Here is an 11962-nt window from a genome sequence, read left to right as displayed (position 1 = left end):
AAGGTTTCTACCTTGCATGAATTGGGAATCGTTTATCACATTATTCGCGATGTTGAGAACGTGGCGCGCGCCAATGGCGTGCGTCGCGTTTCGAGCGTCACGCTGCTGCTGGGCGAGGTCTCGGGCGTCGTTCCCGACTTGCTGCTCGACGCTTGGCGCTGGGCGGCAGATAAAAAGTCCATCACGCAGGGCGCGGAGCTTATCGTGGAGCCCGTCGAGGCCGTGACGCATTGCGAGGCGTGCGGCCGCGACTATGCGACAGTCGAGCACGGCAAGACCTGCCCCCATTGCGGCAGTGGCGATACCTATTTGCTCCAGGGCCAAGAGGTCATGATCAAGCAGATCGAGACCCCCGACGAGGACCCGGCAGACGCTGCCCCCGACGGCCCTTCTGACGCCCCCGACGCCGTCGACGCCGCTAACCCTCTCCACATCGTCTAGCCCCTAGTCGTTGGGGACGTTCTTGTTTGACTAGTCGTTTAAGAACGTCCCCAACGACTACTTGCGCTAGAGCATAAGTTATACAATTAGTCAAGTTATGTCTGTTTAAACAAAATAGCGGCACGCAGGCGCATTGGGATTAACCTAAAAGCGGCGTTAATGAACAGCGTGTCTGTATATATCTGTGAAAGTAATTGGGAAATCACGTTTTAGTAGGCAATGAGCTGTAAATCAGCAACGTAATCAATTTGTAACAAACTTAGACGTTTAAACAAATAATGCAACCGTTTGCGAATTTAGCTATAAATCCACAAGGCGAACAGGTATACTCCATTATTGTCGTGTAGGAAATACGTAGACAAAAAGGAGGTTATGTGATGGTAAGTATTGTTCTTGCTAGCCATGGTGACTTGGCGGCTGGAATCAAGCAGACGGGCTCGATGGTCTTTGGCGATCAGCCGTCTGTAGCCGTGGTCTCGCTCGAGCCGAGCATGGGCCCCGACGACTTCCGTGCCAAGGTCGAGGAAGCAGTCGCTTCCTTCGAGGACCAGGAGCAGGTGCTCTTCCTCGTTGATCTGTGGGGCGGCACGCCGTTCAACCAGATCAGCGGGCTCATCGAGGGCCACGATTCCTGGGCTATCGTCACCGGTGTCAACCTGCCTATGCTCATCGAGGCATATTCGCAGCGCTTTGACGCAAAGAACACTGCACATGCGATCGCAAAACATCTCGTGACTGAGGCTAAGGCTGGCGTGCGCGTCAAGCCCGAGTCTCTGGAGCCCGAGGAGAAGAAGCCGGCTGCGGCCGCCGCTGCTCCTGCAGGCGCCATCCCTCCGGGAACGGTCATCGGCGACGGGCACATCAAGATCGCCCACGTCCGTATCGACACCCGTCTGCTTCATGGCCAGGTGGCCACCACGTGGACCAAGCAGATCAACCCCAACCGCATCATCGTGGTCTCCGACGGCGTTGCTCACGACGAGCTCCGCAAGACCATGATCGAGCAGGCTGCCCCTCCGGGAGTCCACGCCAACGTCGTGCCCATCAAGAAGATGGCCGAGGTCGTCAAGGACACGCGCTTTGGCGACACCAAGGCGATGCTGCTCTTCGAGAACCCGCAGGATCTGCTCAGGGCCATCGAGGCCGGCGTCGACATCAAGGAAGCCAACATCGGTTCCATGGCCCACTCCAAGGGCAAGGTCGTCGTCACTAACGCCGTCGCCATGGGCGATGACGACGTCAAGACCATCGAGGCTCTCAAGGCCAAGGGCGTCAAGTTCGAGGTCCGCAAGGTTCCTTCGGATTCCTCCGAGGATCTCGACGCCATGTTGAAGAAAGCTAAGGCCGAACTGGCCGCTCAAGCATAGTAAAGGAGGGTCCGATACATGTCTGCAATCACTATTCTGCTTGTTGCGATTGTCGCGTTGCTTGCCGGTATGGAAGGCATTCTGGATGAGTTCCAGTTCCATCAGCCGCTCGTGGCATGCACGCTTATCGGTCTCGTAACCGGTCACCTTCAGGAGGGCATCCTCCTGGGCGGTTCGCTCCAGATGATGGCCCTTGGCTGGGCTAACGTCGGCGCCGCCGTCGCGCCTGACGCCGCTCTGGCCTCGGTCGCTTCTTCGATCATCATGGTGCTCGCCCTCAACGGTGGCGCCACCGATTCGGCCAAGGCCGTTACCGCCGCCATCGCCGTCGCCGTCCCGCTGTCGGTCGCTGGTCTGTTCCTGACCATGATCTGCCGTACCCTGGCTACCGCTATGGTTCACGGCATGGACGCCTGCGCCGAGAAGGGCGACTTCGCCGGCATCGAGCGTTGGCAGTACGCCGGCATCCTCATGCAGGGTGTTCGTATCGCCATCCCGGCAGTACTTCTGTGCATCATCCCGGCCGAGGCTGTTACCAACGCGCTTAACGCTATGCCCGATTGGCTGTCCGGCGGCATGGCTGTCGGCGGCGGCATGGTCGCTTCCGTCGGTTACGCCATGGTCATCAACATGATGGCCACCAAGGAGACCTGGCCGTTCTTCATCCTCGGCTTTGTCCTTGCTGCCATCCCTCAGCTCACGCTGATCGCCCTTGGCCTCATCGGCATCTCCCTTGCCCTCATCTACCTTGGCCTTAAGGATCTGGCCAAGCAGGGTGGCGGCATGGGCGGTGGCTCCGGTGACCCGCTCGGCGACATTCTGAACGATTACGAGTAGGAGGGGAGTGATACATATGGCAGAGAACAAGATTCAGCTCACCAAGGCTGACCGTAAGAAGGTTTGCTTCCGTCATCAGTTCCTTCAGGGCTCGTGGAACTACGAGCGTATGCAGAACGGCGGCTGGTGCTTCGCAATGATCCCTGCGATCAAGAAGCTCTACACCAGCAAGGATGACCAGATTGCCGCTCTTAAGCGCCACCTGGAGTTCTATAACACCCACCCCTATGTTTCCGCCCCCGTCATTGGCGTTACCCTCGCCCTTGAGGAGGAGCGCGCCAACGGTGCTCCGATTGACGACGTCGCCATTCAGGGCGTCAAGGTCGGTATGATGGGCCCGCTCGCCGGCGTCGGCGACCCCGCCTTCTGGTTCACCCTTCGCCCGATTCTGGGTGCACTGGGCGCTTCCCTGGCCCTGTCCGGCAGCATCGCCGGTCCGCTGCTGTTCTTCTTCGCGTGGAACATCATCCGTTACGCCTTCCTGTGGTACACGCAGGAGTTTGGCTACAAGGTCGGCTCCTCCATCGCCAAGGACCTCTCCGGCGGTCTGATGGGCAAGGTCACCGAGGGTGCTTCCATCCTGGGTATGTTCATCATCGGCGCCCTGGTCGAGCGCTGGGTGTCCATCTCCTTCACCCCGGTCGTCTCCAAGGTCACGCAGTCCGCTGGCGCCTATATCGACTGGGCCAACCTGCCCGCCGGTTCTGAGGGCATCAAGCAGGCATTGACGATGTACAGCTCTGTCGGTGCCAACGCACTCGACCCGGTGAAGGTCACCACGCTTCAGGCCAACCTCGATCAGCTCATCCCCGGCCTTGCCGCCGTGTGCCTGACCCTTCTGGTCTGCAAGCTCCTCAAGAAGAAGGTCAGCCCGATCGTCATCATCCTGGCTCTCTTCGCCATCGGCATCATCGGTCGCGTCTGCGGCTTCATGTAAGCACGTTTCGGCTTAAGATCGAGAATTGCTAGGCAAGGGCTTTTGAGCCATTGAAACGGACCGCACCCGGTGGGTACACTGGATGCGGTCCGATTGTTTTATTTGGAGGGCGAGGCGCGCATGGCGCAATCTCAGAACAGCACGGTCGATCTGGCAACGCCGGCAACCTGCCTGATGGGGCTTACCAGTCACGGTAACGTAATGGTGGGCAATAAGGCGTTTGAGTACTATAACGAGCGCAATCCCGAGGATTTTATTCAGATCCCGTGGGATGAGGTCGACTATATTGCCGCTGAGGTTTTGCGCGGCACCAAGAAGATTACGCGTTTTGCCATCTTCACCAAGGACAATGGTCACTTTACGTTTTCGACGCGCGATGACAAAGAGACGCTTCGTGCGGTCCGCAAGTACGTTGACGAGGATAAGCTCGTGCGTTCGCCTGACTTTATCGATGTGACGGCTAAGGGCGCCAAGAGCATCCCCTCCGTTATCAAAAACCTCTTCCACAAAGGCAACTAGTCATTAAAGAGCGCCCCCTCAAAGTGGGGCGCAGTCTCCCATGTGGCTCGATCGGGAAAGTGCATCCCAGTTCGAGCGTCGATTCCGGGATGTAGTTTCCGGAACGGGGTCGTTTGGGAAACCGTGTCCCGTTTCGAGCCGAAATTCTGGGTCACAGTTTCCCAGCGAGGTCTCATGGGGAAAGTCTGACCCAGAATTTGCCTGGATAGTGGGACGCACTTTCCGGAGGGCTGTTCCACCGCAACTTCGAAGAGTGGGTATACGCTGCATTACAGCGGCGTAAATCTGCTACACTAATACAACATGCCTCCGTAGCTCAGGGGATAGAGCACCGCTCTCCTAAAGCGGGTGTCGACGGTTCGAATCCGCCCGGGGGCACCAGAGATTTGCCGAGCCCGGTACCGCTACGGTGCCGGGCTCTTCTGGTCTAAAGGCCGGATTCGGACCGTCGACACCCGCGTCACCAATTTCCCCGCGGGGGGAGTTTTCGAATCCGCCCGGGGGCACCAGAGATTTGTCGAGCCCGGTACACCGACACGGTGCCGGGCTCTTCTGGTTCATGCCATGTCAAAAACGAAGCGCCCGCTTGCTGGGGGAGCAAGCGGGCGCCTGTGAGTGAATATGTTTGCGGCGAGAGCCGTAATGGGCGGTGGGGTGGCGACTAGTTGGCCGTACCGGAATCGTCGCCCGTGCCCGAGCCCGAACCCGAACCCGAGCCAGAAAGTGCGACCGTCAGCGTAATCGTGCTGTCGGTAGACTGTTTGCCGGTGGGGGAGACGCCCGTAACGGTGGCGTTTTCGTTGCCGCTCACGGGGTTGCCGTTCTGATCGCAGAATGCGATGTTGTAGAACCCGGCGTTGTTGAGCGCGGTGACGGCCGCGGAGATGCTCTTGCCGTACAGGTTGCCCGGAACGCTGGCCTTGCCGGACTTCTTGGCAATGACGACGGTGATCGTGGCGCCGGGCTTCTGCTTGCCACTGGGGTTCCAGCTAATGACGGTGCCCTCGGTGACGGAGTCGTTCTCCTGGTAGCTGACGTCGACGCCAAAGCCTGCCATATCGAGGGCGTTGCGCGCCTGGGCCTCGGTCATGTCGGTCAGGTCGGGGACGGACGTGGTATCCGGGCCGCTCGAGACCTTGTACGAGATGGTCGTGCCCTTCTCGACTTCCTTACCGGCTTCGGTGCCCTGCTCAAAGACCTGGCCCTCATCGGCCTCGTTGGCCTCCTCGGAGGCGTTGCCCTTCAGGCCAACGCTTGCCAGCGCGGCTTCTGCCTGGTCCTTGGTCAGGCCGACCAGCCGGGGAACCTCGACCTTCTCGGAGGGCTTGGGGCCCTTGGAGATTACCAGGTTCACCTTGGTGCCCTTGGCCTTCTTGGTGTTGCCGTTGGGCGTCTGCTCGGCGACCTTGCCCTCGTCGACATCGTCGTTGTAGCTTTGGTCGATGGTGCCGACCTCGAGGCCGGCTTCCTTGATCTGCTCGACGGCAGTCTGCTGGTCCTTGCCTAGCACATCGGGCACGGTGACCTGCTCGCCGCCAAAGAGTCCTGTGGCAAAGGCCACCACGATACCGATGACGGCAACGGCTGCCACCACGGCGGCGATGATCTTGTTCTTGTTGGATTTGGGCTTTTCGACCTCGTAGGAGCCGGTGGAGCCCGAAACCGAGCTACGGGCGGTATTCTGGCCGCTCACGCCCGAGACGGGACGCACCATGGCGCGCGTCTGATCGGAAAGCTCGCGAGTCTTGGTGGCGCCCAGCTCACCGGGGGCACCGATGATGCGCGTGGGCTCCGAGATGTTGACGGCACGGCCCGACAGGTAGCTGTTGAGCACCTGACGCAGCTCGTCGGCGGTCTGGAAGCGGTTTGCCGGGTCCTTCTCCATGCACTTGAGGATGATGCGCTCAAGGTCGGCGTCGACACCGGAGTTGATCTGGCTCGGCGGAATAGGCAGCTCGTTGACCTGCTTGAGTGCGACCGAGATAGCGTCGTCACCGTCAAAGGGAACGCGGCCGGTGGCGCACTCGTACATCACGACGCCCAGCGAGTAGATATCCGAGGTGGGGCCGAGGTCCTGACCACGGGTCTGCTCGGGGCTGACGTAGTGGGCGGTTCCCAGCACGTTGTTGTCTTGCGTGAGGTGGCTGTTCTTGGCGCGCGCGATGCCAAAGTCCATCACCTTGATGTTGCCGTCTGGCAGCACCATGATGTTCTGCGGCTTAATGTCGCGGTGGATGATCTCGTGCTTGTGGGCGACCGAAAGCGCGGAGCTGATCTGCGAGCCGATCTGGGCGACCTTCTTGGGGTCGAGGGCGCCGTGGCTCTTGATGCCGCTCTTAAGGTCGGTGCCGCGCAGGTACTCCATGACGATGTAATAGGTGTCGCCGTCCTTGCCCCAATCGTAGACGCCCACGATATAGGGGGAGGAGAGACCGGCTGCTGCCTGGGCCTCCTGCTTAAAGCGTGCGGCGAAGGTTGCGTCGCCAGCATACTGCGGCAGCATGATCTTGACGGCTACCGTGCGGTCGAGGACCTGGTCCTGCGCACGGTAGACGGTCGCCATACCGCCTGTCCCCACCTTATCCTTGAGGAGGTATCTTCCCCCGAGGACCCTCTGTTCCATTCCTGCTCCTAACATAACTATTCGCTCAACGATGTGTGTAGTACCTACGATGTGGCCGCTGGGGCCGTGTGGCGCGTTGCCGCTAACTCTTCGGCCGCGGCGCGCCTCGGGTGTCCGATTCGATCATGGGCATCACGCTCCCTGTGCGGCGAGCGCCGCGGTCAGGACGATGCCGGCAATCTTGGCGGCCTTGACGTCATGCTTGTCGTAATCCTCTAAGGCCACCGAGATAGCGACCGTGGGTGAATCGTAAGGTGCAAAGCCAACGAACATCGAGTTGACGTTGGTGCCGCCGGTTTCGGCCGAGCCGGTCTTGCCGGCGACCTTGACGCCGGGGATTTGGGCATCGGTGCCGGTGCCGGACTGGACGACGGCAAGCATGGCCTGCTTGACCTGGTCGGCCGTGGTGGAGCTGACGGCCTGACCCAGCGAGCGGGACTGCGTGGTCTTGACCACGGTTCCGTCCGGGGCGAGTACCTGGGCTACAAAGTACGGGTCCATGACCACGCCGCTGTTAGCGATGGCGGCGGCAATCACGGCGTTTTGCATGACGGTGGTCTGCGGGCCGGGCGTGTGGTCCATGCCGACAGGCTGGCCGGCGCCGGCCCAGGCGGTCTCCCACTCGGTCATGAGCGACGGGTCGGCCATGATGGAGGCCGCGGAGGTCAGGTCCTGGCCGAGTTTTTGGCCGTAGCCAAAGGCGTTGGCAAACTGCACGAGCGTGTTTGCGCCAACTTCGTTTGCCACCTGGCCAAAGACGACGTTGGAGGACACGGCAAAGGCCTGCTGCAGGCTGATGGTGCCGTAGCTCTCGTTGGCATAGTTGGTGACCGGTGCGTTGCCGATGTCCATGGAGCCGGGCGCCTGGTAGGTGCTGGTAAGGCTGGCAGTACCGGTCTCGAGTGCCGCGGAAAGCGTAACGACCTTAAACGTTGAGCCCGGCGTGTACAGCGCGTCCATGGCGCGATTGTACATGGAGCCGTCCTCGCCGCCGCCAGCCTGCAGTAGGGCGTCGATGTTGGTGTTGTCGTAGGTGGGCGAGCTGGCACATGCGAGCACCGCGCCGGTACGCGGGTCGATGACCACTACAGCGCCCTTAAAGCCCTTGAGTGCCTGCTCGGCCGCCGTCTGGATGCGCGAGTCGATGGTGAGCTTGGCGGTGTTGCCCGGCTGGGTCTGGCCCGCGAGCGACGCGATGGCGTTGTTCCAGCTGGAGTAGTCCTTAGAACCGGTGAGCGTGTCGTTCATGACGCTCTCGATGGCGGTGGTGCCATACTGCTGGCTCACGTAGCCAACCACGTGCGCTGCCAGGTTACCGTTGGGGTAGGAGCGTACGTAGGTGCCGTCCTCCTGCTGCAGCGACTCGGCCAGCGTCACGCCGTCGGACGTGATGATGGAACCGCGCTGGATGTACTTGGAGCGGGCGATGGTGTGGTTGTTGGTCGGCATGTCCTGATAGTCCTTGGCCTTGATGACCTGGACATAGGTGAGGTTGCCGATAAGGATGGCGAATAGCGCCGTAAAGGCGAGCACCGCACGGGTTAGACGGTTGGCGAGCGCAACGCGGCCGAGCACACCGGATTCAGGCGTGTCGAGCAGGCGACGGCGCATGCGCGAGCCGACGGAATGGCTGCCGCTGCCGTAGGAAGACGAGGTGGCAAAGCGCGTGCCCGTCGGGGCGGCGGCAGATGCGACCTGATCATCGGTGATGGCGGCCATAGTGCCGGTGCCGGTAAGCTCGGCCTCGCGTCCGGTCGCTTCGTCACCGGCGCGCAGCAGGAGCGCGACGATGATAAAGCTTGCCAGCAGCGAGGAACCGCCCTGGCTCATAAAGGGTAGGGTGACGCCGGTCAGCGGGATCAGGCGGGTAACGCCGCCCACGATTAAAAAGGCCTGGAAGCTGATGGCGGCCGTAAGGCCCGTGGCGCTAAAGGCGGCGAGGTCGGATTTAGCGCGGGCAGCCGTGGTGAGGCCACGCACGGCAAAGAGCATAAACAGGATGAGCACGGCGCCGCCGCCCAAAAGGCCCATCTCCTCGCCGATGGCCGAGAAGATAAAGTCGGACTCGACGACAGGGATGTTGTTGGCCATGCCGTTGCCGATACCAACACCGACCAGACCGCCATCGGCAAGCGAGAAGAGCGACTGGACGATCTGGTAGCCCTGGCCCTGGGCGTCCTTAAACGGATCGACCCAAACCTGGAAACGCACCTGAACGTGAGACAGGAACTTGTAGGCGCCCACGGCTCCAACGGCTAAGAGCGCAAGGCCGATAACGACATACGAGAATCGTCCCGTGGCAACGTAGAGCATCAGCAAGAAGATGGTGTAGAACAGCACGGCCGAACCCAGATCGCGTTCGAAGGCGACGACGAGCAGGCACACACCCCACACGGCAAACAGCGGCAGCAGCAGTCGCAGGCGAGGGATCTTAAAGCCCAGGATCTTGCGGTTGGAGATGGAGAGCAGCTCGCGGTTCTCGGCCAGGTACCCGGCCAGGAACAGCACGATAAAGACCTTGGCGAACTCGCCGGGCTGGATGGTAAAGCCCGCGATGCGAATCCACAGCTTGGAGCCCGAGATCGTGGTGCCGATAAAGATAGGCAGCATCAACAGAATGATGCCGATAATGCCAAAGGTGTACTTGTAGCGCATGACTACGTCGAGGTTCTTAACCAACGCGAGCGTTCCCACCATCAGGGCCACCGAGACAAACAGGATGATGAGCTGTGAGATGGCGAGAGCGGGGGCGAGACGCGTCACGAACGTGATGCCGATGCCCGAAAGCACAAAGACAATGGGCAGGATGGCGGGGTCGGCACCGGGCGCCAAGATGCGCACGGCAATGTGGGCCGCGGCAAAGGCGGCAAAGAGGCCGATCGGTACGGCGAGCGTCTCAAAGGAGATGGCAGCGCCCGCGGTGAGGACGTACATCGCATACAGCAGGATGACGGGGAACGCCGAGGCGATGAGCAAGAGCAGCTCGGTGTTGCGGCGACTCATAAGCGGCACTCCCTTTCTAGTTCTTTTCGGAGGCTTCGGCCTCGGCGGACTGTTCGGCGGTTTTCTCGGAATCTGATTCGGAGGTCGATCCCTGGTCGGTGTTGTCGCGAATCGTTTGCGCGTCGATCACCTGGCGGGTCTGCTCCTCGTCGATCTGGTGGCGGTACTTGGATATCGTGTCCTGCGCATCGTCGACACTTGTTTGCGGAATGCCCGCCTTGAGGCGGTTTTGCGTGTCTTCGGGCAGGTCGGACAGCTTGATACTGGTTTCGCTTTCGAGCCAGTGGAGCTTGAGTCCGAGCGGCTTGCCGGGCAGGCCGCGCCAGACGGCGACATTGCCCTGGTAGGTACCCAGGTAGTACGAGCCGGTGACACCCGTGTAGGCCCAGATGGCAGCCGCCAGCACCAAGACGAGACCTAAGACGACGCCGATGGTGACGTTGCGGCGACGCACGCGTTGCGCCTCGCGCATAACGCCATCGTCAACCAGGTCAACGACTACTACGGTCACGTTGTCGTGGCCGCCGGCGGCAAGCGCCGCGTCCACTAGGTTGTCGACGCAGATTTGCGCGGTTGAGGACTGCGTGGCGATGTTCTCGATATCGCTATCGGGAATCATGCTCGAAAGGCCGTCGGAGCACAGGATCAGGCGGTCGCCTTCCTCGATATGCAGAGTGAAGTGGTCGGCATACATGGCGGGGTCCGAGCCCAGCGCACGGGTGATGACCGAGCGGTTTGGGTGGACGCGAGCCTCGTCTGCCGTAATCTCACCGGCGTCCACGAGCTCCTCCACGTAGGAGTGGTCGCGGGTCACGCGGATGAGCGTGCCCTCGTGGAGCAGGTAGGCGCGAGAGTCACCCACGTGGGCGATGGCGAGCGTGTCGTTTTCGATATAGGCGCAAGTGGCTGTGCAGCCCATGCCGGGCTTGCCCAGGCCGTTCAGGGCCGCCTCGATTACGGCGGCGTTGGCTGCCTCGACGGCTGCGGCCAGGCGTGCTGCGTCGGCGGACTGCGGGGCCGTCTTGGCAATAGTCTCGACGGCAATGGAAGAGGCTACCTCGCCGGCGGCGTGACCGCCCATGCCGTCGCATACGCAAAAGAGCGGCGACTGCACCAGGTAGGAATCCTCATTGTGCGGGCGTACGCAGCCAACGTCAGAGCGGGCGCCCCACATGAGTTGCGTGGTGGTGCCGGCATCATAGGTCGAGTCGGTCTCGATGCGCTCCTCGGTCAGGGGCTCAAAGCTCATGGTCGAGCCGGGGTCTTTGAGCTTGGTCTCAACGGCGGCAACGTCGATCTCGGCTGTGTCACCGGGAGAGACGGTGTCGGTCTCGGCGTTTGATTCGGAATCGCCGGTGTCCGGGGAGCCGGGCTCCTCGGGCGCGCGGGCGGTCGACTCGTCGTCTTGCGGGCTGACGTCTATAGGCTCGGGCGCCGGCGTAGACGCGGGCGCAACCTCGGATGCCGGGGCTATGGGAAACGCCGGCGCGGCGGGTTCGGGTGCCGCAAACACCGCAGCGCTCTCGTTGATTGCCGCGGCGACGGGCTCTGCAAAGTGAGCCGGCGCCGGGGTTGCTTCGGGCGCTGTGGGCTGTTCCGCAGCATGTGCGCCGATGGGCGCCGCTACGGCATCCTCTTCGTCCTCGTTATCGGCGAGATCCGAAATATCATGCGTTACATGCGAAAGAGGCAGGGAGAACACGGTGTCCTCGGGCTCCACGGGCGCGGAGCCCGCCGGAGCGGCGTGGGCCGGCGCAGCTGTGGCGGCGGCCGGTGCCTCGGTCATAGTTGCGGACTTGTTCTCCTCGTCGATCATCGACGGTTCACCTTCATGACCACGTCGCCAATCTGGACTTCGTCGCCCTCACGCAGCGTCGCGGGCTCCACGAGCTGGCGGCCGTTGACGAGCGTGCCGTTAAGCGAGTTGAGGTCCTCGATGATGAGCGCCGGGCCCTGCAGCGAAAAGCGCGCATGCGAGGCCGAGACGAACGGTTCGTTGATGCAGATGTCCGAAGATGGCGAGCGACCGACGATGACGGGGCCGAGCATGTCTACGTGGATGCCGCGGATACCGCGCGGGCCCTTGTCCACATCGATCGTCCAGATAGCCGAGTCGCGGCGCTGCCCGCGCACGAGTCCCACGCCGGTCTTCATGACGGCGAACAGGAAGATATAGAGCAGGGCGACCAAGACGATGCGGCCTGCAAAAAGGACGATATCGATGTTCATAAGCGA

9 protein-coding genes and 1 tRNA gene are annotated in these 11962 nt (G+C 61.6%); 6 read left to right on the top strand and 4 right to left on the bottom strand.

What is annotated here, in order from left to right; genetic code table 11:
• The first annotated feature begins 12 nt into the window (after positions 1-12).
• The 6 genes from DXD24_RS06535 (at position 13) to DXD24_RS06510 (ending at position 4482) form a co-directional block, all read left to right on the top strand.
• Entirely contained in the window at positions 13-441 is a 429-nt protein-coding gene (locus tag DXD24_RS06535; RefSeq protein WP_117637935.1) for a hydrogenase maturation nickel metallochaperone HypA, read from the top strand.
• A gap of 377 nt (positions 442-818) precedes the next feature.
• Positions 819-1808, top strand: coding sequence for a PTS sugar transporter subunit IIB (locus DXD24_RS06530; RefSeq protein WP_117637934.1), 990 nt, complete (start codon positions 819-821; stop codon positions 1806-1808).
• Between the two features lie 18 nt (positions 1809-1826).
• Positions 1827-2645, top strand: a complete 819-nt coding sequence (locus DXD24_RS06525; protein ID WP_089573274.1) for a PTS mannose/fructose/sorbose transporter subunit IIC — start codon at positions 1827-1829, stop codon at positions 2643-2645.
• Between the two features lie 16 nt (positions 2646-2661).
• On the top strand, positions 2662-3582 hold the full coding sequence (locus DXD24_RS06520) for a PTS system mannose/fructose/sorbose family transporter subunit IID (protein ID WP_117646411.1): 921 nt from the start codon (positions 2662-2664) through the stop codon (positions 3580-3582).
• A 120-nt stretch (positions 3583-3702) separates the two neighbouring features.
• Positions 3703-4101 carry a DUF956 family protein gene (locus tag DXD24_RS06515; RefSeq protein ID WP_117646410.1) on the top strand — a complete coding sequence of 133 codons (399 nt, stop codon included), beginning with the start codon at positions 3703-3705 and terminating at the stop codon, positions 4099-4101.
• 305 nt (positions 4102-4406) lie between these two features.
• Positions 4407-4482 (top strand) — tRNA-Arg (locus DXD24_RS06510).
• Positions 4483-4762: 280 nt separating this feature from the next.
• Here the strand turns inward: DXD24_RS06510 and pknB are convergent.
• From pknB to DXD24_RS06490, 4 genes are all read right to left on the bottom strand, one after another.
• Positions 4763-6724: a Stk1 family PASTA domain-containing Ser/Thr kinase gene (pknB, locus tag DXD24_RS06505; RefSeq protein WP_117646409.1), complete on the bottom strand. Its 1962-nt coding sequence runs from the start codon at positions 6722-6724 to the stop codon at positions 4763-4765.
• A 132-nt stretch (positions 6725-6856) separates the two neighbouring features.
• On the bottom strand, positions 6857-9727 hold the full coding sequence (locus DXD24_RS06500) for an FtsW/RodA/SpoVE family cell cycle protein (RefSeq protein WP_117646408.1): 2871 nt from the start codon (positions 9725-9727) through the stop codon (positions 6857-6859).
• A gap of 16 nt (positions 9728-9743) precedes the next feature.
• Positions 9744-11543: a Stp1/IreP family PP2C-type Ser/Thr phosphatase gene (locus tag DXD24_RS06495; RefSeq protein ID WP_117584198.1), complete on the bottom strand. Its 1800-nt coding sequence runs from the start codon at positions 11541-11543 to the stop codon at positions 9744-9746.
• Positions 11540-11956, bottom strand: coding sequence for an FHA domain-containing protein (locus tag DXD24_RS06490; RefSeq protein WP_006235180.1), 417 nt, complete (start codon positions 11954-11956; stop codon positions 11540-11542). The genes DXD24_RS06495 and DXD24_RS06490 overlap by 4 nt, the downstream gene beginning before the upstream one ends.
• Between the last annotated feature and the right edge of the window lie 6 nt (positions 11957-11962).

It is taken from the genome of Collinsella sp. TF12-2AT (genome assembly GCF_003436735.1).
GTDB lineage: Bacteria > Actinomycetota > Coriobacteriia > Coriobacteriales > Coriobacteriaceae > Collinsella.
Note: the sequence above shows the minus strand (reverse complement) of the source record. Positions and strands in the feature narration are given on the sequence as shown.

Excerpts from the sequence above, each read along its gene's own strand:
- DXD24_RS06530 (WP_117637934.1), top strand. The coding sequence starts at position 819 with ATGGTAAGTATTGTTCTTGCTAGCCATGGTGACTTGGCGGCTGGAATC.
- DXD24_RS06525 (WP_089573274.1), top strand. The coding sequence starts at position 1,827 with ATGTCTGCAATCACTATTCTGCTTGTTGCGATTGTCGCGTTGCTTGCC.
- DXD24_RS06520 (WP_117646411.1), top strand. The coding sequence starts at position 2,662 with ATGGCAGAGAACAAGATTCAGCTCACCAAGGCTGACCGTAAGAAGGTT.
- DXD24_RS06515 (WP_117646410.1), top strand. The coding sequence starts at position 3,703 with ATGGCGCAATCTCAGAACAGCACGGTCGATCTGGCAACGCCGGCAACC.
- pknB (WP_117646409.1), bottom strand. The coding sequence starts at position 6,724 with ATGGAACAGAGGGTCCTCGGGGGAAGATACCTCCTCAAGGATAAGGTG.
- DXD24_RS06500 (WP_117646408.1), bottom strand. The coding sequence starts at position 9,727 with ATGAGTCGCCGCAACACCGAGCTGCTCTTGCTCATCGCCTCGGCGTTC.
- DXD24_RS06495 (WP_117584198.1), bottom strand. The coding sequence starts at position 11,543 with ATGATCGACGAGGAGAACAAGTCCGCAACTATGACCGAGGCACCGGCC.
- DXD24_RS06490 (WP_006235180.1), bottom strand. The coding sequence starts at position 11,956 with ATGAACATCGATATCGTCCTTTTTGCAGGCCGCATCGTCTTGGTCGCC.